Origin of the sequence: Sulfitobacter sp. (assembly GCF_039977885.1) — a bacterium.
In the GTDB taxonomy this organism is placed as follows: Bacteria; Pseudomonadota; Alphaproteobacteria; order Rhodobacterales; family Rhodobacteraceae; genus Sulfitobacter.
This window is the reverse complement of sequence record NZ_JBDWCI010000002.1, coordinates 1-22,507: the sequence shown is the minus strand read 5'-3', so window position 1 is coordinate 22,507 and position 22,507 is coordinate 1. Positions and strand designations below refer to the sequence as shown.

Annotated in this window: 19 protein-coding genes; 3 read left to right on the top strand and 16 right to left on the bottom strand. The window is 54.4% G+C overall.

The features are described from left to right. From ABJM03_RS00590 to rpsL, 4 genes are all read right to left on the bottom strand, one after another. Positions 1-138 (bottom strand): GTP-binding protein (locus ABJM03_RS00590; RefSeq protein WP_348414884.1); only part of this gene is annotated, 138 nt, incomplete at its 3' end. Between the two features lie 63 nt (positions 139-201). Further along, positions 202-2,322 (bottom strand): elongation factor G, encoded by a 2,121-nt coding sequence (fusA, locus tag ABJM03_RS00585; protein ID WP_348414883.1) that lies wholly within the window; start codon positions 2,320-2,322, stop codon positions 202-204. 73 nt (positions 2,323-2,395) lie between these two features. Beyond that, positions 2,396-2,866, bottom strand: coding sequence for a 30S ribosomal protein S7 (gene rpsG, locus ABJM03_RS00580; RefSeq protein WP_267168689.1), 471 nt, complete (start codon positions 2,864-2,866; stop codon positions 2,396-2,398). 84 nt (positions 2,867-2,950) lie between these two features. Continuing rightward, positions 2,951-3,322 carry a 30S ribosomal protein S12 gene (gene rpsL / locus ABJM03_RS00575; RefSeq protein ID WP_025063456.1) on the bottom strand — a complete coding sequence of 124 codons (372 nt, stop codon included), beginning with the start codon at positions 3,320-3,322 and terminating at the stop codon, positions 2,951-2,953. Between the two features lie 376 nt (positions 3,323-3,698). Between rpsL and ABJM03_RS00570 the strand changes: the two genes are divergently transcribed. Both ABJM03_RS00570 and ABJM03_RS00565 read left to right on the top strand, forming a co-directional pair. Beyond that, the gene (locus tag ABJM03_RS00570; RefSeq protein ID WP_348414882.1) at positions 3,699-4,505 is read left to right on the top strand and encodes a putative rhamnosyl transferase; all 807 of its coding nucleotides are present in this window, start codon (positions 3,699-3,701) and stop codon (positions 4,503-4,505) included. A 1-nt stretch (position 4,506) separates the two neighbouring features. Beyond that, complete coding sequence (locus ABJM03_RS00565) at positions 4,507-5,316, top strand: putative rhamnosyl transferase (RefSeq protein ID WP_348414880.1); 810 nt, start codon at positions 4,507-4,509, stop codon at positions 5,314-5,316. A 382-nt stretch (positions 5,317-5,698) separates the two neighbouring features. On the opposite strand, the gene rpoC is transcribed toward ABJM03_RS00565, so the two are convergent. From rpoC to ABJM03_RS00505, 12 genes are all read right to left on the bottom strand, one after another. Then, positions 5,699-9,949 carry a DNA-directed RNA polymerase subunit beta' gene (gene rpoC, locus ABJM03_RS00560; protein ID WP_348414879.1) on the bottom strand — a complete coding sequence of 1,417 codons (4,251 nt, stop codon included), beginning with the start codon at positions 9,947-9,949 and terminating at the stop codon, positions 5,699-5,701. 76 nt (positions 9,950-10,025) lie between these two features. Further along, positions 10,026-14,165, bottom strand: coding sequence for a DNA-directed RNA polymerase subunit beta (gene rpoB / locus ABJM03_RS00555; RefSeq protein WP_348414878.1), 4,140 nt, complete (start codon positions 14,163-14,165; stop codon positions 10,026-10,028). Between the two features lie 278 nt (positions 14,166-14,443). Continuing rightward, complete coding sequence (rplL, locus tag ABJM03_RS00550) at positions 14,444-14,815, bottom strand: 50S ribosomal protein L7/L12 (protein ID WP_348414876.1); 372 nt, start codon at positions 14,813-14,815, stop codon at positions 14,444-14,446. A 79-nt stretch (positions 14,816-14,894) separates the two neighbouring features. Continuing rightward, entirely contained in the window at positions 14,895-15,407 is a 513-nt protein-coding gene (gene rplJ, locus ABJM03_RS00545) for a 50S ribosomal protein L10 (protein ID WP_348336834.1), read from the bottom strand. 385 nt (positions 15,408-15,792) lie between these two features. Then, entirely contained in the window at positions 15,793-17,184 is a 1,392-nt protein-coding gene (locus ABJM03_RS00540) for a PepSY domain-containing protein (RefSeq protein ID WP_348336833.1), read from the bottom strand. Between the two features lie 69 nt (positions 17,185-17,253). Beyond that, a complete protein-coding gene (locus ABJM03_RS00535) occupies positions 17,254-17,619 on the bottom strand; it encodes a hypothetical protein (protein WP_348336832.1) in 366 nt (121 codons plus the stop codon). A gap of 130 nt (positions 17,620-17,749) precedes the next feature. Then, the gene (rplA, locus tag ABJM03_RS00530; protein ID WP_348336831.1) at positions 17,750-18,448 is read right to left on the bottom strand and encodes a 50S ribosomal protein L1; all 699 of its coding nucleotides are present in this window, start codon (positions 18,446-18,448) and stop codon (positions 17,750-17,752) included. Between the two features lies 1 nt (position 18,449). Next, a complete protein-coding gene (gene rplK / locus ABJM03_RS00525; protein WP_348336830.1) occupies positions 18,450-18,875 on the bottom strand; it encodes a 50S ribosomal protein L11 in 426 nt (141 codons plus the stop codon). A gap of 182 nt (positions 18,876-19,057) precedes the next feature. Continuing rightward, positions 19,058-19,237, bottom strand: coding sequence for a hypothetical protein (locus tag ABJM03_RS00520; protein WP_348336829.1), 180 nt, complete (start codon positions 19,235-19,237; stop codon positions 19,058-19,060). A 23-nt stretch (positions 19,238-19,260) separates the two neighbouring features. Further along, complete coding sequence (gene nusG / locus ABJM03_RS00515; protein ID WP_348336828.1) at positions 19,261-19,794, bottom strand: transcription termination/antitermination protein NusG; 534 nt, start codon at positions 19,792-19,794, stop codon at positions 19,261-19,263. Positions 19,795-20,011: 217 nt separating this feature from the next. Then, entirely contained in the window at positions 20,012-20,209 is a 198-nt protein-coding gene (gene secE, locus ABJM03_RS00510; RefSeq protein ID WP_348336827.1) for a preprotein translocase subunit SecE, read from the bottom strand. Between the two features lie 79 nt (positions 20,210-20,288). Further along, positions 20,289-21,062 carry a hypothetical protein gene (locus tag ABJM03_RS00505; protein ID WP_348336826.1) on the bottom strand — a complete coding sequence of 258 codons (774 nt, stop codon included), beginning with the start codon at positions 21,060-21,062 and terminating at the stop codon, positions 20,289-20,291. Positions 21,063-21,476: 414 nt separating this feature from the next. On the opposite strand from ABJM03_RS00505, the gene ABJM03_RS00500 reads away from it, so the two are divergent. Then, a complete protein-coding gene (locus ABJM03_RS00500) occupies positions 21,477-22,370 on the top strand; it encodes a DUF6538 domain-containing protein (protein ID WP_348336825.1) in 894 nt (297 codons plus the stop codon). The last annotated feature ends 137 nt before the right edge of the window (positions 22,371-22,507 follow it).

Below are 22,507 nucleotides of genomic sequence, written 5' to 3'. Positions count from 1 at the left end.
GTCAATCTGGTCATAGGCTTTGAAGTCACCGAAGTACTTCGTGATCGCCGCTGTCAGTGTCGTTTTACCGTGGTCAACGTGGCCAATTGTGCCGATGTTGACGTGTGGTTTGGTACGTTCAAACTTTTCCTTTGCCATGGTGTTGGCTCCTTAATTTCAATTCTATGAGGGCGGGTCCGCTGATCAGCGGACCCGATTGATTTACGCGAACTTGGCTTGGATCTCGTCCGAGATGTTCTGTGGCACACCTTCGTAGTGGTCGAACTGCATGGTAAAGTTCGCACGACCAGAAGACATGGAGCGCAGTGTGTTGATGTAGCCGAACATGTTGGCCAGTGGCACAAATGCGTCAATGGCAATCGCGTTACCGCGTGTGTCCTGACCCTGTACCTGACCGCGACGTGAAGTCAGATCGCCGATGATACCGCCTGTGTATTCTTCAGGTGTGATCACTTCGACTTTCATGATTGGCTCAAGCATTTTCGCGCCCGCTTTTTTCATGCCTTCGCGCATACCCATACGAGCAGCGATTTCGAATGCAAGAACGGAGGAGTCAACGTCGTGGAACTTACCGTCGATCAAGGCAACCTTGAAGTCGATGACGGGGAAGCCCGCGAGAGGACCGCTATCCATAACGGATTGAATGCCTTTTTCAACGCCCGGGATGTATTCCTTTGGAACAGCACCACCAACGATGCGGCTTTCAAAGGAGTAACCTTCGCCTGGCTCGGTTGGCATCAGGATCATTTTCACTTCAGCAAACTGACCGGAACCGCCGGACTGTTTCTTGTGCGTGTAAGTGATTTCTGCTTCGCGTGAGATGGTCTCACGGTAGGCAACCTGAGGCGCACCAATGTTCGCTTCAACTTTGAATTCGCGCTTCAGACGGTCCACGAGGATGTCGAGGTGAAGTTCACCCATACCCTTCATGATGGTCTGACCGGATTCCAGATCAGTCTCAACGCGGAAGGATGGATCCTCTGCCGCAAGACGCTGGAGGCCAATGCCCATTTTCTCTTGGTCAGCCTTGGTTTTAGGCTCAACCGCGATCTCGATAACCGGATCAGGGAAGGTCATTGTTTCCAGAACCACAGGATCGTTGACGGCGCAAAGCGTGTCACCTGTTGTGGTGTCTTTCAGACCGGCAAGCGCGATGATGTCACCCGCGAATGCTTCGGTGATTTCTTCACGGTCGATGGCGTGCATCATCATCATACGGCCAACACGTTCTTTACGGCCTTTGGTGGAGTTCAAAAGCGTGTCGCCTTTGTTCAGAACACCAGAGTAGATACGTGTGAACGTGAGCGAGCCAACAAAGGGGTCGTTCATGATTTTGAAGGCAAGGCCAGAGAACGCCATCGCATCATCCGCACGGCGCGGGATGTCACGTGTTTCTGTTTCGTCGCCTGGCTTAAAGCCCATGTAGTCAACAACGTCGAGCGGGCTCGGCAGATAGTCGACAACAGCGTTGAGAAGCGGCTGAACGCCTTTGTTTTTGAACGCGGAACCGCCTAGGACGGGAACGAAGGACAAGGACAAGCAACCTTTGCGGATCAGCGTGCGCAGCGTATCGACATCTGGCTCGGCGCCATCCATCAAATACGCTTCCATTGCGTCATCGTCCATTTCAACAGCAGCTTCGATCAGCTTGCCACGCCATTCTTTGGCCATGTCCTGAAGATCGTCACGGATTGGGCGTTTCTGCCATGTGGCACCAAGGTCTTCACCCTCATAGACCCACTCTTCCATGGTCACGAGGTCAACCAGACCTTCCAGCTCGGTCTCGGCACCGATTGGCACACCGATTGGAACGGCTGTCGCGCCGGTACGCTCTTCGATCTGTGAAACACAGTTGAAGAAGTCCGCGCCGATTTTGTCCATTTTGTTTACGAAAACAATACGTGGAACTTTGTAGCGGTCGGCCTGACGCCAAACAGTTTCGGTCTGGGGCTCAACACCGGCGTTACCGTCAAGAACAGTAACCGCGCCATCGAGAACGGCCAAGGAACGTTCAACTTCGATTGTGAAGTCAACGTGACCTGGTGTGTCGATGATGTTCATGCGGTGCTTGGGGGAATCAGGTTTCAGGCCGTCTTCGGTGCGTTCCCAGAATGTCGTTGTCGCAGCGGAAGTAATTGTAATACCCCGTTCCTGCTCCTGCTCCATCCAGTCCATTGTCGCCGCACCATCGTGCACTTCGCCGATGTTATGCTCTTTACCAGTATAGTACAGGATACGTTCGGAACATGTGGTTTTACCGGCGTCGATGTGCGCGATGATACCAAAGTTACGATACAGTTCGAGGGGATAGTCGCGTGCCATTTGAAAGCTTCCTCAGGAATATGCTTTTAATAGGGTCCGGGGCCACGCGTATCGCGCCCCCGGTCTTAAGTGCTTACCAGCGGTAGTGGCTGAATGCTTTGTTCGCGTCGGCCATTTTATGCGTATCTTCACGCTTTTTAACGGCTGTACCACGGGACTGGACTGCGTCCATCAGCTCGCCTGCAAGGCGCTCTTCCATGGTGTTTTCGTTGCGCGAACGGGCCGCTTTGATCAACCAGCGGATCGCGAGGGCCTGACGACGCTCGGGGCGCACTTCAACAGGAACCTGATAGGTCGCACCACCAACGCGGCGCGAACGCACTTCGACGGAAGGCTGGATGTTTTCGAGCGCTTCGTGGAACACTTCCACTGGCGCGCGTTTGATTTTGGATTCAACGCGGTCGAATGCATTGTAAACAATCCGTTCAGCAACGGCTTTTTTGCCGTCGATCATCAGGTTGTTCATGAACTTAGTCAGGATCAGATCGCCATATTTAGCGTCTGGGAGTACTTCGCGTTTTTCAGCGGCGTGGCGGCGTGACATCTTATTGTCTTCCTCTTGGCGGGGTGCCCCGCAATGCAGGGCATAGTGTCAGATAGAGGTCGGGAAACCCGACCAAAGGCGGGCTTATTTAGGACGCTTGGCACCGTATTTGGAACGACGCTGCTTACGATCTTTAACGCCTTGCGTATCGAGAACACCGCGCAGGATGTGGTAACGCACACCTGGAAGGTCTTTTACACGACCGCCACGGATCAGAACCACAGAGTGCTCCTGAAGGTTGTGGCTTTCACCCGGGATGTAGGAGATGACTTCGAAACCGTTGGTCAGGCGAACCTTCGCAACTTTACGCATAGCGGAGTTCGGTTTCTTAGGTGTGGTTGTGTAAACGCGCGTACAGACGCCACGCTTCTGCGGGCATTCCTGCAGGTGCATGGATTTGGAGTATTTGCGTTTTGGCTGGCGCGGTTTGCGGATCAGCTGCTGAATCGTTGGCATTCCGGTTTTATCCCCGTGTTGCTGTCTTGTTTGCAGACGCCACTGGCCTCTGCGGTGAATAGTCTGCGGTCGACGTCCCGACCGCGCTAGCGTTGGCAAGTGGTGCAAAGCAATATGGCCGCATCGCTTCCGTACCGAGGTAAGCGAGGCGGCTATGCTACAGAGGATCGGGCCAATAAAGGCGGCCTGGATCGTGACCACATGCGGTTATGATAAGCGCAAAAGGGGCGACCCCCCTGTACGAGATATCAGGCGTATACGGAGAGTCGGCCAACGTGTCAACAGCCGTAGGTTTCAAGGGGCTTTCCCTTGCCTCCCCTTGCCAAATTCCCACTGCTTCTAGCATAGTCCGTAAAAACATTAAGGGGCCAATACCATGCAAGTGATCGGGCTATGCCGGTTCTCCTATCCCGCGATCGGCGGGTTTCAGGTCGAGCATGAGACAATAGAAGACCGTATCGCTTATCTTTATGGCCAGGCGCGACTGGAAGAGCGTTTCCAGTTGATGGAAACTGTGGCCCTTCCCTGTATCAAGGGACAGTCCGATCAAGATTTTGATCTGATCATTGTCATCGGAGATCAATTACCAAAGATCCATCGCGAGCGGCTCCATGACATCACCGCGGACATTCCCCAGATCCGAATTGTCGAACAGCCTCCCCGCCCCCAGCGCGAAGTGATGAAACAAATCCTCAACAAAGCGCGCAAGGATCCGTCCAAGCCCTGCCTGCAGTTCCGGCATGACGATGATGATGCTTTTGCGGTCGATTTCATCGAACGACTGCGCGCCGCATCCCGCGATGCAGAGCGGCTTACGGCACAGCATAAGGCTGTTAACTTTGACTGGAACAAGGGGATTGTCGCAGAGTTTGGTGCGAACGGCATTGCCTCAACGGAAATTTTTCGCCAACTCTACCCTGCTGCAATGGGCATGCAAATTCGGGGCAATTGCCACCTGACAATCATGAACTTTGCCCATGAAAAAATCGCGAGATTTATGCCTGTAGTCAGCTATGCCGATCCGCAGATGTTTGTACGCAGTCATAACTCCAGCAATGACAGCCGCCAAAAGACCGTAAAAAAAGTACCTGTTCAGCCCGCAACCCACGATCAAGCCCAAATGTTCAAGGACCGCTTTTCCATCGATATAGATCATGTCAGCCGTGTCTTTGGAGGGAAGTGAAATGCGGACAGTTGGAATTTGCCGGTTCTCTTATGCAGGCAAAGGCGGATTTAAGGTTGGGCATGCTGACCATGCCGCGCTTGAGGCGTTTCTATATGGTGAGGCCCGCATGGAGGAGCGGTTTTGCCTATTCGAAGCGATCACATTGCCCTGTGTGGCAGCCCAGACCGATCCTGACTTCACTTTCCTCATAGTTACCGGAACCGGCCTACCCGCGCCCTATCTTGAACGGCTGCGCGGCCTCACGGCGGCGATCCCGCAATGTCGGATTGTCCAGTACCCGCCCCGCCCACATAGGCGCGTGATGAAAAACGCGATCAACGATTGGCGCGGCCCCCCTGATACGCCTTGCTTGCAATTCCGCCTTGATGATGATGGCGCCATGGCCGTCAGCTTTGTCGAGCGGTTCAAGCAGGCCGCCAAAGACCTCGCCGCAATCACCGCACGGCACAGTTCGGTCGCGATCGATTTCAATCAGGGCTATGTGTTCACCGCAGGTGCTGAAGGGGTCAAGCTCTGGGCCTATCACTACCCTTATTCAGCGATTGCCTTGGGAATGGTCGTGCAGGCCGGCAGCGACGACACCATCATGAGCCATGGGCACCAGAACCTATGGAAAACCATGCCTACGCTCACACTTACGGGCGACGACATGATGATGCGCGGACATAATGACTTTAACGACAGCCGCCTGAAAGGTAAGAAAAACGTCTTTGACTATCAATCAATGGATACAGAACAGGCTGCCCATATTCGCAACACCTTTGGCATTGATGACGCTCACGTGCGTGCGGTCTTCTCACGTCCGTGACAACCTACGCTCACGGTGGAATGAAAATCCTATCACCAATGCCAAAGCGTCACACCTAGGGTAGCAGCAAGCGCCTCCTACATCGCACAATCCCGCAGATTCAGTGTCGCCAAAGTACCGCGCACAAAGATCAGCAGGGACAAAGGCAGCGCCCCGTTTACTGTGCTTCAACAAAGATCGTCGACGACAAACCCGCTCATTGAAAGCATCATCAGCGCTGGGGGACAGCTGGCTCATTCCTCAGTGATGCGCTCACAGCGCCCCCCCCCTCTGAGCCGATCTGCACCGTGCCAACGCAGCAAACCTATGGTGCAAAAACGAAAAGCCCCCGCAACCATCCAAGGCTGCGGGGGCTTTTTTATTCTAGTGACAAGGCGCGGTATTAATCGCGGCTTTCCTCGTCAAAGCCCGTTGTGTTGGAGAACACGTCACCACCGACAACATCTTCGGCAGGTGCCGCCGGTGCTGCGAGAGCTGCTGCTTTCTCCGCCTCGATACGGCGCGCTTCAATGACGACATTGTCGCGGTCGCTGGCCACACGGCGCATCTGTTGGGTTGCCCCGCCAGTACCCGCCGGGATCAGGCGGCCCACGATGACGTTCTCTTTGAGGCCGACCAGTTTGTCGCGCTTGCCCTGTACCGATGCTTCGGTAAGAACCCGCGTGGTTTCCTGGAAGGAGGCCGCCGAGATGAAGCTGCGCGTTTGCAGCGACGCCTTGGTGATCCCCAAGAGGATCGGTTCGCCTTTGGCAAGACGGCCACCCTTTTTCAGGGCTTTCTCGTTGGCCGTATCGAACTCAAGCTTGTCGACATGTTCGCCTTTGAGCAGCGTGGTATCACCAGATTCCTGGATTTCCCACTTTTGCAACATCTGACGCACGATCACTTCGATATGTTTATCGTTAATCTTCACACCTTGAAGACGGTAAACATCCTGAACTTCTGCGATCATGTAATCAGCCAAAGCTTCGACGCCCATAATGGCAAGAATATCATGCGGCGCTGGGTTGCCGTCCATGATGTAATCACCCTTCTGGACAAAGTCGCCTTCGGCCACAGGGATGTGCTTGCCCTTCGGCACCATGTACTCGACCTTGAACTCTGGATCTTCGGAGCTCTCGATCGCGATGCGACGCTTGTTTTTGTAGTCTTTGCCGTAGCGCACATAACCGTCGATTTCCGCGATGATGGCGTGATCTTTGGGGCGACGTGCCTCAAAGAGTTCGGCCACACGTGGCAGACCACCGGTAATATCCTTAGTCTTGGCACCTTCACGCGGGATACGCGCAATGATGTCACCTGCCTGAACTTGGGTCTGGTCTTCGATGGACAGAACCGCATCCACGGACATTGGATAGGTGATCGGGTTGCCGGCAGCGTTGCGCACAGGCTCGCCATCTTCACCAACCAGAATGATTTCCGGCTTCAGCTCGTTGCCTTTGGCAGCAGAACGCCAGTCGATGACGATCTTCTGGGTCATGCCTGTCGCATCATCGGTGTCATCTCTGACAGAAATGCCCGAGATAAGATCGACGTGTTTCGCAGTCGCGGCAGCTTCGGCAATGATCGGCAGCGTGTAGGGGTCCCATTCGTACAGTTTGTCGCCGCGTGCCACTTCCTGGCCCTCTTTGACAAACAGCTTGGTACCGTAACCCACTTTGTGGCTCGCGCGCTCATCACCGTTCTCGTCGATGATCAGCAACTTCATGTTACGACCCATGACCATGGTTTCATCCGACGAGTTTTGCAGCGTGTTGCTGTTCTCGAATTGGATTTTACCCTCTTGGCCGGCTTCCTGGAACGACTGCTGACCACCCTGCGCAACACCACCAATGTGGAAGGTACGCATTGTAAGCTGTGTACCCGGTTCACCAATGGACTGCGCCGCGATGATGCCGACCGCCTCACCTTGGTTCACCAATGTACCACGTGCAAGGTCGCGACCGTAACACTGGGCGCAAACGCCTTCTTCAGCTTCACAGGTCAGCGGCGAGCGGATGCGCGCAGAGGCAACAGCCGCTTCGTCGATCGTATCTGCCATACGCTCGTCCACCAGCGTGCCAGCCGCAGCCAGCACTTCGTCTGTACCCGGACGCATGATGTCCTCGGCCAAGACACGACCCAGCAGACGCTCTGCCAGCGAGGAAACAACCTCACCGTCGTTCACCGCAGCAGTCGCAGTGATCGCTACGTCAGTGCCACAATCATGCATGCGCACGATACAGTCCTGAGCAACGTCCACCAGACGGCGTGTGAGGTAACCGGAGTTCGCAGTCTTCAAAGCCGTATCCGACAGACCCTTACGGGCACCGTGGGTAGAGTTGAAGTACTCAAGAACGGTCAGACCTTCTTTAAAGTTCGAGATGATCGGTGTCTCGATGATGTCGCCGTTCGGCTTGGCCATCAGGCCGCGCATCCCGCCGAGCTGTTTCATCTGCGTGACCGAGCCACGCGCACCGGAGTGCGCCATCATATACACGGAGTTCGGCTCATTCTCGGAACCGTTCTCGGCGTAAGTGGTGTCAGAGATCGCACCCATCATCGCGTCGGTGACTTTGTCGTTACACTTCGACCATGCATCAACAACTTTGTTGTACTTTTCACCCTGAGTGATCAGGCCGTCCATGTACTGTTGTTCAAAGTCTTTAACCTGCTCACGCGTGTCTTCAACCAGTGGCCATTTGGTGTCCGGGATCAACATGTCGTCTTTACCAAACGAAATGCCCGCCTTGAACGCCTGACGGAAGCCCATGGTCATGATCTGGTCACAGAAAATAACGGACTCTTTCTGGCCGCAATAACGGTAGACCGTATCGATGACCTGCTGCACTTCTTTCTTACGCAGCAAACGGTTGACCAAGTCAAACGGCGCTTTTGCGTTCAGTGGCAGCAGTGCACCAAGCATAACCCGACCAGGTGTGGTGTCGAACCGCACGTCAATCTCGTTGCCTTCGGCGTCAATCTGTTTGATGCGGGCTTTGATTTTAGCGTGAAGATGTACTTCGCCCGCGTCCAACGCGTGCTGTACCTCGTCCACATTGCCAAAGACCTTGCCTTCACCAACCATGCCGTCACGTTCAAGGGTCACATAGTAGAGACCCAAGATCATATCCTGTGACGGAACAATGATCGGTGCACCGTTTGCAGGTGACAGAACGTTGTTCGTGGACATCATCAGAACGCGCGCTTCCAGCTGCGCTTCGAGCGAGAGCGGCACGTGAACAGCCATTTGGTCGCCGTCAAAGTCAGCGTTAAAGGCCGAACAAACCAGCGGGTGCAGCTGGATGGCTTTACCTTCAATCAGTACGGGCTCAAACGCCTGAATACCAAGACGGTGCAATGTAGGCGCACGGTTCAGCATGACGGGGTGTTCGCGGATAACTTCGTCCAAGATATCCCAAACTTCGGGACGCTCTTTTTCCACCAGTTTCTTGGCTTGTTTCACGGTCGAGGACAGACCTTTGGCCTCAAGACGGGAATAGATGAAGGGTTTGAACAGCTCGAGCGCCATCTTCTTGGGCAAGCCACATTGATGCAGCTTCAGCTCAGGACCGGTCACAATCACCGAACGGCCAGAGAAGTCGACGCGCTTACCCAAAAGGTTTTGACGGAAGCGACCTTGCTTACCTTTCAGCATGTCAGACAGCGACTTCAGCGGGCGCTTGTTGGCGCCCGTGATCACGCGGCCACGACGGCCGTTGTCGAACAGCGCATCAACAGATTCCTGCAACATCCGCTTTTCGTTACGCACGATGATATCAGGCGCGCGCAGTTCAATCAGACGCTTTAGACGGTTGTTCCGGTTGATCACGCGGCGATACAGATCGTTGAGGTCAGATGTCGCAAAGCGGCCACCATCCAGCGGCACCAACGGGCGCAGCTCTGGCGGGATTACTGGGATCACGGTCATGATCATCCACTCGGGACGGTTGCCGGATTCAAGGAAGCTCTCAACGACCTTCAGGCGTTTGATGATCTTCTTTGGCTTCAGCTCGCCTGTGGCTTCTTTCAGCTCTTCGCGCAGCTGGTCGGCCTCGGCTTCGAGGTCGATCGCGGCCAGCATTTCGCGGATCGCTTCGGCACCGATGTTGGCGGTGAACGCGTCCATGCCGTAAGCGTCTTGCGCGTCCATATACTCTTCTTCGGTCATCATCTGACCGTAGGTGAGGTCCGTCAGGCCCGGCTCGATAACAACATAGTTTTCGAAATACAGAACACGTTCCAGATCGCGCAGTGTCATGTCCAGCATCAGGCCGATGCGGGATGGCAGCGATTTTAGAAACCAGATGTGCGCAACTGGCGAAGCCAGTTCGATGTGACCCATACGTTCGCGACGCACTTTTTGCAGGGTAACTTCAACACCACATTTTTCGCAGACAACGCCGCGATATTTCATGCGTTTGTATTTACCACACAGGCATTCATAATCTTTGATCGGGCCAAAGATACGTGCACAGAACAGGCCGTCACGCTCGGGCTTGAACGTACGGTAGTTGATGGTTTCGGGTTTCTTGATCTCACCGAAAGACCACGAGAGGATACGCTCTGGGGATGCCAGAGAAACCTTGATCTCGTCGAATGTCTTTGCGGGAGCAACCGGGTTAAACGGGTTGTTTGTCAGTTCCTGGTTCATTTTCAATCCTTAGATTTTGTCTTTGAAAGCGGGGGAGAGAAGCAGGCGCGCACCGCCGGGGTGCGCGCGCAAATGCTTACTCTTCATCCTCCGCATCCAGGAGTTCCATGTTCAGGCCGAGGCCACGGACTTCTTTGACAAGAACGTTGAACGACTCTGGGATACCAGCTTCGAAGTTGTCCTCGCCTTTGACGATGCTTTCATAGACCTTCGTACGGCCCGCAACGTCATCCGATTTCACGGTCAGCATTTCCTGCAAGGTGTATGCAGCGCCGTAAGCTTCAAGTGCCCAGACCTCCATCTCACCAAAGCGCTGACCACCGAACTGTGCTTTACCGCCCAATGGCTGCTGGGTAACCAGCGAGTATGGTCCGGTAGAACGCGCGTGGATTTTATCGTCCACAAGGTGGTGCAGTTTGAGCAGGTATTTCACGCCAACAGTTACCTTACGGCTGAACTGTTCGCCTGTACGACCATCAAAGAGGACCGACTGGCCGGATGTGTCGAAACCTGCACGTGCAAGGCTATCGTTCACATCGGCTTCCTTCGCACCGTCAAAGACAGGCGTTGCGATCGGCACACCACGGCTGACGTTGCCCGCAGATTCCAGCAGATCATCCTCGCTCATGCCGGCGATGCCTTCTTCGTAGACATCATCGCCATAGGCCAGTTTCATTGCTTCACGCACAGGAGTCATGTCGCCAGAGCGCTTATATTCCTGCAGCGCCTCGTCCACATTGATGCCCAGACCGCGTGCAGCCCAGCCCATATGTGTCTCGAGGATCTGACCAACGTTCATACGCGATGGAACACCAAGCGGGTTCAGACAGAAATCAACCGGCGTACCGTCTGCGAGGAACGGCATGTCCTCCATTGGGACCACTTTGGAGATAACACCTTTGTTCCCGTGACGACCGGCCATTTTATCGCCCGGCTGCAGCTTACGCTTCACCGCCACGAAGACTTTGACCATCTTCATCACACCGGGGGGCAGATCGTCGCCACGGCGTACTTTTTCGACCTTATCCTCAAAACGCGCGTCAAGTGTGCGCTTCTGGATCTCGTACTGTTCATTGAGGGCTTCGACGATTTTCGCATCGTCTTCATCCTCAAGAGCCAGCTGCCACCACTGGCCACGTGTCAGTACTTCGTCGAGCATCTCTTCGGTGATCTGGCTGTTCGGCTTGACGCCTTTCGGGCCTTTGACAGCCACTTTGCCAAGGATCATCTGACGCAGACGCGCAAAGATGTTGCGGTCAAGGATCGCCATCTCGTCGTCACGGTCACGGGCAAGGCGTTCAACCTCTTCCCGCTCGATCTGCAGGGCACGCTCGTCTTTTTCCACGCCGTGGCGGTTAAAGACACGTACTTCTACAACCGTACCAAAGTCACCCGGTTTTACGCGCAGCGAGGTGTCACGCACGTCAGAGGCTTTCTCACCAAAGATGGCGCGCAGGAGTTTCTCCTCCGGCGTCATCGGGCTTTCGCCTTTTGGTGTGATCTTACCAACCAGAATGTCGCCCGGCTCTACGTCTGCACCGATGTAAACGATACCCGCTTCATCGAGGTTGCGCAGTGCTTCTTCACCGACGTTTGGAATATCGCGTGTGATTTCCTCTGGCCCAAGCTTGGTGTCACGGGCGGCGACTTCGAATTCTTCGATGTGGATCGAAGTGAAGACGTCGTCACGCGATACGCGCTCGGAGATCAGGATGGAGTCTTCGTAGTTGTAGCCGTTCCAAGGCATAAACGCGACGACCACGTTTTTACCAAGAGCGAGCTCACCCATATCAGTGGACGGACCGTCGGCAATAACCTGACCCTTTGTGACCGTGTCACCAACTTTCACCAACGGACGCTGGTTGATGCAGGTGTTCTGGTTCGAGCGTTGGAATTTACGCATGCGGTAGATGTCCACGCCTGCATCGCCCAGCTCGAGGTCTTCTGTCGCGCGGATAACGATACGTGTTGCGTCTACTTGGTCAATCACGCCTGCGCGTTTCGCCATGTAAGCCGCACCGGAGTCGCGTGCCACAACTTCTTCGATACCTGTACCCACCAAAGGCGCTTCGGCCTGCAGCAATGGAACAGCCTGACGTTGCATGTTCGAGCCCATCAAGGCCCTGTTCGCATCGTCATTCTCAAGGAACGGGATCAAGGACGCAGCGACCGAAACCAACTGTTTTGGCGATACGTCAATCAGATCCACATTCGAAGAAGGCGACAGTGTGTAGTCACCTGATTTACGTGTGGAAACCAGATCGTTCACGAACTTCATGTTTTCATCAAGGTTCGCGTTGGCCTGTGCCACTGTGTGACGCATTTCTTCGGTCGCGGACATGTACTGAACTTCGTCAGACACAACACCATTCTCAACCTTACGGTAGGGCGTTTCGATGAAGCCGTATTTGTTCACACGGGCAAAGGTCGCCAGCGAGTTGATCAAACCAATGTTCGGACCTTCCGGTGTCTCAATCGGACACATGCGGCCATAGTGGGTTGGGTGAACGTCACGTACTTCAAAACCGGCACGCTCACGTGTCAGACCACCTGGCCCAAGCGCGGAGAGGCGACGCTTGTGCGTAACCTCGGACAGCGGGTTGGTTTGGTCCATGAACTGCGACAGCTGCGAAGAGCCGAAGAATTCACGTACCGCAGCAGCCGCTGGTTTCGCGTTGATCAGATCCTGAGGCATGACTGTGTCGATCTCGACAGAGGACATACGCTCTTTGATCGCGCGCTCCATGCGGAGCAGACCAACGCGGTACTGGTTTTCCATCAGCTCACCAACGGAACGCACACGACGGTTGCCGAGGTGGTCAATGTCGTCGATGTCGCCGCGGCCGTCGCGCAGGTCAACCAGCGCTTTGATACAGGACACGATATCATCGCGGTCCAGCGTACGCTGTGTGTCTTCTTTTTCCAGCGCCAAACGCATGTTCATTTTCACACGGCCAACCGCGGAAAGGTCATAACGCTCGCTATCAAAGAACAACGTGTCGAACAGGTTGGAAGCCGCTTCAACTGTGGGCGGCTCACCCGGACGCATAACGCGGTAGATATCCATGAGCGCGGTTTCACGGTTCATGTTTTTATCTGCCGCCATGGTGTTACGCATGTAAGGGCCAACATTGACGTTATCGATGTCCAAGAGTGGGATCTCGGTGATACCGGCGTCAATCAGCTCTTTGGCGGTGCCGCCGATGAGCGTGCCGTCTTTGTCGTACTCCAGTGTCAGCTCGTCACCAGCTTCGACATAAATCGCACCGGTTTCTTCGTTGATAATGTCTTTGGAGACAAATTTGCCCGCGATGTGATCAAAAGGCAGAAGCAGGGTGGTCACGTTGCCTTCGTCGATTAATTTCTTAACCGCACGAGGCGTGACTTTCTTACCTGTTTCGAACAGGATCTCGCCGCTTTCGCCGTCTACGATGTCATAGGTCGGACGGGTACCGCGCACGCGCTCAGGGAAGAACGGCGCGATCCAGCCTTTGCCAGCGTCCAGCTTGTAGGTGACTGTGTCGTAATACGCGTCCATGATCGCTTCTTGGTCAAGACCAAGGGAATACAGCAGCGTGGTAACAGGCAACTTACGACGACGGTCAATGCGGCAGAACACGATGTCTTTGGCGTCGAATTCGAAATCGAGCCATGAGCCACGGTAAGGAATGATACGGCAAGCAAACAGCAGCTTACCAGAAGAGTGCGTTTTGCCTTTGTCATGGTCGAAGAACACGCCGGGCGAACGGTGCATCTGGGAAACGATCACGCGCTCGGTGCCGTTTACGACAAACGTACCGTTTGGTGTCATCAAAGGCATATCGCCCATGAACACGTCTTGTTCTTTGATGTCTTTAACCGACTTCGCGCCAGTATCCTCATCGACATCAAACACGATCAAACGCAGCGTTACCTTGAGCGGCGCCGCATAGGTCATGTCACGTTGCTGACATTCCTCAACGTCATACTTGGGCTTTTCAAGCTCGTACTTCACGTACTCAAGAATGGATGTCTCGTTGAAATCCTTGATCGGGAAAACCGACTGGAAAACCCCCTGAATGCCATCACCATCGGTGGGCGTCTCGGCATCGCCGGACTTCAGGAACAGATCATAGGAAGATTTTTGAACCTCGATGAGGTTCGGCATTTCCAGCACTTCGCGGATTTTGCCATAGTATTTACGTAGACGCTTCTGGCCAAGGAAGGTTTGTGCCATGTGTCGTGTCACCTTTCGTGTCTCTTGCCGAATGCGCCATCGCCGGGGCCGCGATGCACACCCATAAGAGCGGTTTAGTCCGGTCTATGCTGGAGCGCGTCCCACCGCACCCCTTCCGACCATTGGACCTCTCCAGAGAGACGCTTAACATCCAAAGCGCCTTTCAAGACAGGTTTGGCTGGACAAGGAATTAACCCCATCCAGCCATTTTTATGTGTGGGTTTCACCCACCCTACGGCGCGTTGCCATGTAGGGTGGGCGTGAACCCACCAGCAGGCTTAGGCCAGCTCGACTTCTGCGCCAGCTGCTTCCAGCTTGCCTTTGATGTCTTCGGCTTCGGCTTTGTCGACGCCTTCTTTGATTTTGCCACCAGCTTCAACGAGGTCTTTGGCTTCTTTCAGGCCAAGACCTGTGATGCCGCGAACTTCTTTGATCACGTTGATTTTGGATGCGCCGGCGTTCTTCAGAACGACGTCAAATTCGGATTTCTCCTCAGCAGCGGCACCGCCGTCTGCAGGGCCCGCCATCATGACTGCGCCACCGGCTGCAGGCTCGATGCCGTACTCGTCTTTGAGGATTGTTTTCAGTTCTTGTGCTTCAAGCAGTGTCAGACCAACAATGTCTTCTGCCAGTTTTTTCAGATCAGCCATGTTTTAGCTCTTTCCGTTAACGATATGTGTGTTCCAACGTGTAGTTTCAACTAACACGCCGATTTGACGATATTGTCGCTTACGCAGCCTTGTCTTCGATCGTAGACAAGATGGATGCGATGTTGCTTGCAGGTGCGCCAATGGCCCCGGCGATGTTCGATGCTGGTGCGCCCAACATACCCGCGATCGTGGAGATAAGCTCCTCGCGCGAAGGCATTTTGGACACGGCTTCTACACCGGCGGCGTCCAACGCGTTCTCACCCATTGCACCACCGAGGATGACAAGCTTGTCATTCTCTTTGGCGAATTCCTGAGCAACCTTAGCCGCAGCCACAGGATCCTCAGAATAGGTCAGAACGGTCATACCCGTCAGAAGGTTAGCAATGCTTGCACATGGCTTGCCCTCAAGGGCGATCTTGGCGAGCCGGTTTTTGGCAACACGCACAGACCCACCCGCAGCGCTTGCACGCGCACGAAGGTCCTGCATTTCAGCAACTGTCAGACCGACGTAGTGGCTAACCACTACAACGCCAGAGCTTTCAAAGATTTGGCCGAGTTCGTCGACCAACTGTTCTTTTTGTGCTCTATCCACAGTTTCTCTCCAAATTATTCGGAGGGGTTTGACCCTCCGAGGCTCGTTTCGCCAGACAACATGTCTGGCATCGGGTCCTTACGGGTCCTTCCCAAGATCATCCGAGAGCAATGCCCCGAAAAATCTATAGTCATTCCCCATCTCAGGCAGGAATTATGAACTGAACTTCCAGCTCACCCGCCATCTCGGACGAAGCGCAAAAAGCGCACGACGAATCGCGCGCTTGGATGCAAGAACGGCAATAGTGGTGTTATGAAGGAATGCCAACAGCAAAACTGTAAAATCCATCACTCAGGCGGCATCCCTCCCACCTAAAGGTTCAAGCTGCACAGTCAAACCGCGAAATCTGCGCAGCGGCGATCCCTCGCCACCGCGCAACCGCCAATCAGGACACCGCCCGCTTCATTGCAGGAACTAACCGCAAAACAGTGGCATCCAGTAACAACACAGCCAGAATCGCCCCGCCCGCCAGCGGGAACATCACACCAAGAGCAACCACAAGCGCCGCAGCACCTTTCCAGAAGGGCATATCATTCGGGCGCGGCGGTGCAGAAAGGCTACCTGCAGCAGCTGGACGCCTCTTCCACCACAAAACCAGACCGGACGCCGAGACAATTATCACAGACAAACAGAACACAGTGTTCACAATCAGATTGATCACGCCCATGTCCCCCTCATGCAGGGCAATTCCGACGGCCATTGCCTTGGCATAGGCTGTGTAATCCGCAAATTGCACATCCGCCAACACGTTGCCCGTATAACGGTCAATGTGCAGCGTTCTGTCCTGTGTCGGCTTGGAGCCGTCATTTGACATGCTGTCATGGCTGACCGTCCAGACACCTGTTTCGCCTTGCGGAAGGTGGATCTGATAACGCCCGTCAAAGTCGAGACCACCAGCAAAGGCCGCGACCTTATCCAGCGTCACAACACCCTGAACGGCGGTAACTCCCTTGAGCGAGCCTGATGCAGGCACAGGGGCTTGCTCGAGCGCCCAAGGCACTTCCTCGGTAGCACCATGGTTCATATCCGCATGGGTTCCATCCGAAAGCGGCGCGCCCCACTTTTCGGCAGGAAATGTGTTCCACGCCTGCACCATTTTGCTCCCCCAGACCCCCGTCCAGCTGAGGCCCGACAGAAGAAACACAATCAGCAACGCAGAAATCCAGAACCCCACAACGCCGTGCAGTGACTTCCAAAAGGCGCGGCCCTTTGCTGCAATCTGGGGCACCAATACCTTGCGCCAGCTGGCCCCACCGCGCGGCCAATGCAGATAAAGCCCGCTTGCCACAAGGACCAAAGCCAGGCTGGCAGCGATCTCGATCATCCAGTCACCGAAAGTACCCAGCAAAAGCGAGCCGTGGACATCATTGGCAAAATCATACCACCCTGTCCGCCATTCAAAGCTGGCCAGCACATCCGCGGAATAAGGGTCCATGACGACACCAGTCGTACCGCCCCCCGCCTCTACCACAAAGACCGCCGCGCGATCCTGCGCAAGAGGTGCAATGTATTGCGTGACCTGCCCATCCGGCACAACGCCCTCGGCAACTGCCTGCAGCCTGCTCACCTCCAGCCGCTCACCGGCAGGCACCACCGCCATTCGGCTCCCGTCGATCCCTGCTCCCCATGAAATCCACAACATGGTCAGCCCGGTAACGGCCAGCACTATCAAAAAGGGGATAACATAAAGGCCAGCATAGAAATGCCACCGCCATGCGATGAAATAGAATTTGTTTACGCGCCCGTCAGGCTGCGCATTGTTCGCTACGTTTGTCATGAAAAGGATCCATACCTTTATTGCCCGCAACATGGCGGACGAATTACGTTGATCTAGTGAAAAATGAGATCAGACGTATGGCGGTGCGCGCGTCAGACGGGCAGGATCGAGCCCTTGTTTCTCGGACAGTGTTTTCGCAACAAAGCGCCATGCCTCGACGCGCGCCGACACAACCGGCATGGCCTGCTTGCAGCCCCGCAAAAGGGCGAAACTATCAGCGATACGGCAGGCTTCGCATTCAACAGTTTGACCATCTTCAGGCAGTTGATCAGTGCCACAAAGATCAAACAAAGACCCACCAGCAGCAACATAAGCGGCCAGTTCGGGCGTCATCTGTGAAGGGATGTTCTTATGCGCAAAACCCATCGTCAGAAACGCAAAGAGCAAAGCAATCAGCGCCAATGGTCGCACAAGGTTTGTTGCAAAAAATGCCATGCCCGAACCCTATTGCCCGTCACCCTGCATGACCAGCCCAAAACAGCGTCGACGGAACCTCCTGTGGTACTGCACAACAAAAAAGGCGTCCCCTAGGGGACGCCTTTTCTATTCGTATCGCGGAGGGCGCTTACTCAGCAGCAGCGTTATCCACGGAAACAGTCACGCCCGGGCCCATTGTGGAGCTCAATGCGATCTTTTTCATGTACGCGCCTTTGGCGCCAGTTGGCTTGGCTTTTGCAACTGCACCAACGAAGGCACGGATGTTTTCAACCAGCTTGGCTTCGTCAAAGGATGCTTTGCCAACACCTGCGTGCACAACACCACCTTTTTCAGCTTTGAACTGAACTTCGCCGCCTTTGGCCGCTTTAACAGCGGCCTCAACGTCCATGGTCACTGTACCAACCTTAGGGTTCGGCATCAGGTTGCGTGGGCCAAGTACCTTACCAAGACGACCAACAATTGGCATCATGTCAGGTGTCGCGATGCAACGATCAAAGTCGATCTTGCCGCCCTGAACGATTTCCATCAGGTCTTCTGCGCCAACAACGTCTGCACCAGCAGCTGTTGCTTCTTCGGCTTTGGGGCCGCGTGCGAATACCGCAACACGAACGTCTTTGCCGGTACCGTTTGGCAGGCCAACAACGCCGCGAACCATTTGGTCTGCGTGGCGGGGATCGATGCCGAGGTTCATGGCGATTTCAACGGTCTCGTCGAACTTGGTGTTCGAGTTGCCTTTGATCAGCGCTACGGCCTCTTCAACAGTCAGGTCAGCTTTGCCGGCGAATGCTTCGCGTGCGGAGCGGATGCGTTTTCCAAGTTTAGCCATTTTACTTAACCTCGATGCCCATGGACTTTGCAGAGCCCAAGATGATTTTCATGGCTTGTTCCACATCGTTTGCGGACAGGTCGACCATTTTTGCTTCGGCGATTTCGCGCAGCTGCTTGGCGGTGATTGTGCCAACAGTTTCGCGTGACGGCGTTTTCGCACCGGAGTTCACCTTGGCCGCTTTTTTCAGGTAGTAGGACGCCGGAGGCGTCTTGATGTCCATTGTGAAGGACTTATCCTGATAGTAGCTGATCACGGTCGGACACGGCGCACCGGGCTCCATGTCTGCTGTTTTCGCGTTGAACGCTTTACAGAATTCCATGATGTTGATGCCGCGCTGACCCAGCGCTGGACCCACAGGTGGGGATGGGTTGGCTTGACCCGCTTTAACTTGCAACTTCATCGTACCGACGAGTTTCTTGGCCATGATGGCTCTCCTTTGTCATCGGCAAGGTCTCCCCTGCCCTACAAGACCTCAACGCGTTGAGGTCCGTTCCTAGCGTGGTCTGGCGTGCTGCGCGCGCGCAACGTACCTCCCACAAACGATTCGCCACGCGGGAACCCCACGGGACGTAAGAACCCGCCTGTTAGGACAGTTTAGCTGCAAGATCAATTTATATCTTTGCCGGCAACGGCTTTGTTGCGATCCAACACTATATAAAACCTATTCACGGCTCGCTTCAAACCAAACCCGCAATGGCAATCGGCACGCCGCCGCGTATCAAAGCCGGCCTGATATTCCCCATCGAAACAAAAAAGCACCGCAGCTTGCGCTGCGATGCCTTTCATTCAATTTATCAGGACCTAGCCGATCAAACTTGTTTGTTCACCTGCGTGAAGTCCAGCTCGACCGGTGTTTCGCGGCCAAAGATAGACACCATAACTTTGAGCTTTTGGTTCTCGTCGTCCACCTGCTCGATCATGCCATCGAAATCTTCGAACGGACCATCGGCCACTTTGACTTTTTCCCCGATCTCAAAGTGAATAAGCGTGCGTGGCGCTTCTTCGCCTTCCTGGACCCGCCCAAGAATCGAAACAACTTCGGCATCGCGCATCGGCATCGGGCGGCCTTGCGGGCCAAGGAACCCTGTGACGCGGTTGATCGAGTTGATCAGGTGATAGCCCTTGTCGGACATTTCCATGCGCACCAGCACATAGCCGGGCATAAAGCGCCGTTCGGTTGTGACTTTCTTACCGCGACGGATCTCGATGACCTCTTCGGTCGGCACCATCACTTCGTCGATCTGGTCTTCCATTTCCTGCTCGGCAACCGTTGTGCGGATCTGCTCTGCAATCTTCTTTTCGAAGTTGGAAAGGACACTGACCGAATACCACCGTTTTGCCATTTGATCTTTCCGTCCTTGTCCTACGCGCCTATGGGCGCTTGCGAATTCCAAAACTTTTCAGAGCAACAGCCCTGCCTGCCCGGTAAAAGGGCGCTCGACTCGAATCATCGTGCGCAGCCTGTCGGGCAGGTTTGCGAACTAGCCCACACGCTATCGAGATTCAAGTGTTTGTGGTGATATTCACGCAAGCGAACTTGCGCAACGCCGCCTGGGCTTCTTAGCCAAACATATTGAGCACGTATTGCAGGCCACTGCGAATAACGACATCAACCAATGCGAAAAATACAGCTGTCAGGGCAGCAAGGATAAAGACCATGACTGTCGTCAGCATCACCTCGCGGCGGGTGGGCCAAACAACCTTTGCCACTTCGGCGCGAACTTGCTGGATAAACTGAAGTGGGTTGGTAGTGGCCATGGATCACATCCTGAATTGTCGTGTTAGCTGCATCTATCCGCTGAGAGCCCGCGTTTCAAGACTGCAATTGGCAGCCGCGTCAGCTACGGGTTTTTGACAGACTGGCCAAGCGTCGATCCACGGCTTCCTCATGCCGCTGATCCGCCATGGCAAGATCGCCAAAATCAGGCAGGTACAAGCCGTCTACGGATCCTTCAGGAAACTTGTCAAGAAACGCATCCCAGCGCATCGCAAAGTCATCAAGTCGCTTGTTGATCACCGCAGCCCGCGTCGGGTTTCGCTTGGCATACCAGCGCCCGGCCTTCATCACACCCTTCCAGAACCCGTCATAGCCAACGATCAAGAAGACCCCGACCAAGACAATCAAAGACAGCAGCACCAAACCGAGCACCAACCACGGATGCATCACGACAAAAACGCCAAGAACCACCAATGCGATATGCGCGGGCTTTGGACGATATGCTTTGATACGCTGGATCCAATCCGACAGCATACCGGATGATTTGGACATCGACGCATGGCTATGGGCAGCAGGGGAAGGCTTTGACACAGGGCGCGCCTGAACCTTGGGCTTGCGACGCAAGGAAATCCTCCGCTTCTTGGGCGCAGCCGCTTCTTGCGAGTCTATTTCGGCACTTTGCAAACGAGGCAGCGCATCGGCCTTTCGGGGCACCCGCTGGCTCGCACGGGGTGCCGCTTTCGGTGCCGGCGCTGCAACAACCGCCTGATCAACCTCAACCTCGGGCGTGGCCTCGTCCATCAGAATTGAACGGATGGCATTCAGCGATTCTGCGTCCAAATCAAAATCTTCGACTGCATTCTTCTGAGGAGATGTCGTTGCATCCAATGTCATCTTTAGCACCTGTCACATTTCAGACCCTGTTCTGAGACCAAAAATTTACGGCAACTTGAGGGAGGCAATGCGCCTAAAATATGTCAATATTTCCATATTAAGAACAATGGACCCTCCCACCCCACTTTGGTGGCCGAACAGATTTCCCCCATAGATATCAGCCCCCAGAGTAGAACCTGTGTCCTGATTCCCCATCGCCCAAATGCATGAAAATTTCGGCACTGAATCGCAAAAATATGCGAAATCGGCAGCCACATCTACAGGGTGGACCCTAGTTATGTTGGTTGAATGTGGCAGGGGCTGAGGGACTCTCTTACATAGCAATCTTAACAGATTGAATACCAAAACTATTTGCTAAAACAATGTGTTAAAATTTAGAACTGTTACGATTTCCTGTTACGAAGGTTTGCGACAATGCCCAAAAGATACAAAGTAGCTAAGCGGTCTGGTACTGATAACTTGCAGCTCCGGTACTATGTGCCCGTTGAGTATCAGGAAGCGTTTGGCAAACGAGAAGTTGTTCGGAGTCTTAAAACGACTGACAGTCGGCTTGCTCATGAGAGAGCCCTTGACGTCGTCAAAGAGCTCGACCGGAAAGTGAAGGCAGCCCAGACATCCAACGTAGAGCCGGATTGCGGGCACTTTTATGAACCGTCTCATGAGAAGATAGAGGCAGCAGCACGAGAGGTCTACGAATCTGAAGTGGAGGCAGACTGGGAGGAGAGAAGTGACCCTGAGCATATGCGCTTAATGGGCCTTGGCGGAAAGATAAGCGCTAAATCATATAAGAGAGAAGCAAAGAAACTGAGACAGGCAGCATCTATGGGAGACTTCAGCGTCGCAGACATTGAGTACTGGTCAGATCACTTCGGATTTCAATTTCCTGCTAACAACGTAAAACGAAATCGTTTTCACAAGTTGTTAGCCTATGCTTACGCAGAAGCCGCAGAGCGCTGGGCCAAGCATGATATGGGCAAACGTGGCGGCAAACCAACAACTCCAGAACTCCGACGCCCGAAGCTGGTTGCAGCGTCACCTCAAGGCGATACAAGGCCACAGAAATCTGATAAAATTCCTGATCCATCCAACAGTCTTGATCAGCCAACGCTAGGCGACTTGTGGGACAGCCACGAGCGACAGAGGGGCGCACGCGTAAAGCCAGCCACTCTAACAGACCGCAAGGTCTCGGTTCGGCTTTTTGCCGACTATCTCGGACAAGGAACGCCTGTCACAAGTATTTCAAAAGAAGATGCCAGAAATTGGCGCGATCTACTGTATAAGCTCCCCACTAACTCCGCCCAGCGCTGAGCTACTCCCTAATTGTTGGACAGTATCTGGCGTAGATTAAGCTACTCTTTGCACCTGCTGATCGGGTTTGGGTTCTGCCATTCGCTGCCAATAGATCACAGCGGGTGGTTTGCCGCCAAGTGCGGAATGCGGGCGGT

Bases quoted from the DNA above. Each gene is read 5' to 3' on its own strand.
- ABJM03_RS00540 (WP_348336833.1), bottom strand. From the start codon at position 17,184: ATGACAAACGTAGCGAACAATGCGCAGCCTGACGGGCGCGTAAACAAA.
- ABJM03_RS00520 (WP_348336829.1), bottom strand. From the start codon at position 19,237: ATGAAAGGCATCGCAGCGCAAGCTGCGGTGCTTTTTTGTTTCGATGGG.
- fusA (WP_348414883.1), bottom strand. From the start codon at position 2,322: ATGGCACGCGACTATCCCCTCGAACTGTATCGTAACTTTGGTATCATC.
- ABJM03_RS00505 (WP_348336826.1), bottom strand. From the start codon at position 21,062: ATGACATTGGATGCAACGACATCTCCTCAGAAGAATGCAGTCGAAGAT.
- rplA (WP_348336831.1), bottom strand. From the start codon at position 18,448: ATGGCTAAACTTGGAAAACGCATCCGCTCCGCACGCGAAGCATTCGCC.
- rplL (WP_348414876.1), bottom strand. From the start codon at position 14,815: ATGGCTGATCTGAAAAAACTGGCAGAAGACATTGTTGGTCTGACACTG.
- ABJM03_RS00500 (WP_348336825.1), top strand. From the start codon at position 21,477: ATGCCCAAAAGATACAAAGTAGCTAAGCGGTCTGGTACTGATAACTTG.
- rpsL (WP_025063456.1), bottom strand. From the start codon at position 3,322: ATGCCAACGATTCAGCAGCTGATCCGCAAACCGCGCCAGCCAAAACGC.
- rpsG (WP_267168689.1), bottom strand. From the start codon at position 2,866: ATGTCACGCCGCCACGCCGCTGAAAAACGCGAAGTACTCCCAGACGCT.
- ABJM03_RS00535 (WP_348336832.1), bottom strand. From the start codon at position 17,619: ATGGCATTTTTTGCAACAAACCTTGTGCGACCATTGGCGCTGATTGCT.
- ABJM03_RS00565 (WP_348414880.1), top strand. From the start codon at position 4,507: ATGCGGACAGTTGGAATTTGCCGGTTCTCTTATGCAGGCAAAGGCGGA.
- nusG (WP_348336828.1), bottom strand. From the start codon at position 19,794: ATGGCAAAACGGTGGTATTCGGTCAGTGTCCTTTCCAACTTCGAAAAG.
- ABJM03_RS00570 (WP_348414882.1), top strand. From the start codon at position 3,699: ATGCAAGTGATCGGGCTATGCCGGTTCTCCTATCCCGCGATCGGCGGG.
- rpoC (WP_348414879.1), bottom strand. From the start codon at position 9,949: ATGAACCAGGAACTGACAAACAACCCGTTTAACCCGGTTGCTCCCGCA.
- rpoB (WP_348414878.1), bottom strand. From the start codon at position 14,165: ATGGCACAAACCTTCCTTGGCCAGAAGCGTCTACGTAAATACTATGGC.
- rplK (WP_348336830.1), bottom strand. From the start codon at position 18,875: ATGGCCAAGAAACTCGTCGGTACGATGAAGTTGCAAGTTAAAGCGGGT.
- secE (WP_348336827.1), bottom strand. From the start codon at position 20,209: ATGGCCACTACCAACCCACTTCAGTTTATCCAGCAAGTTCGCGCCGAA.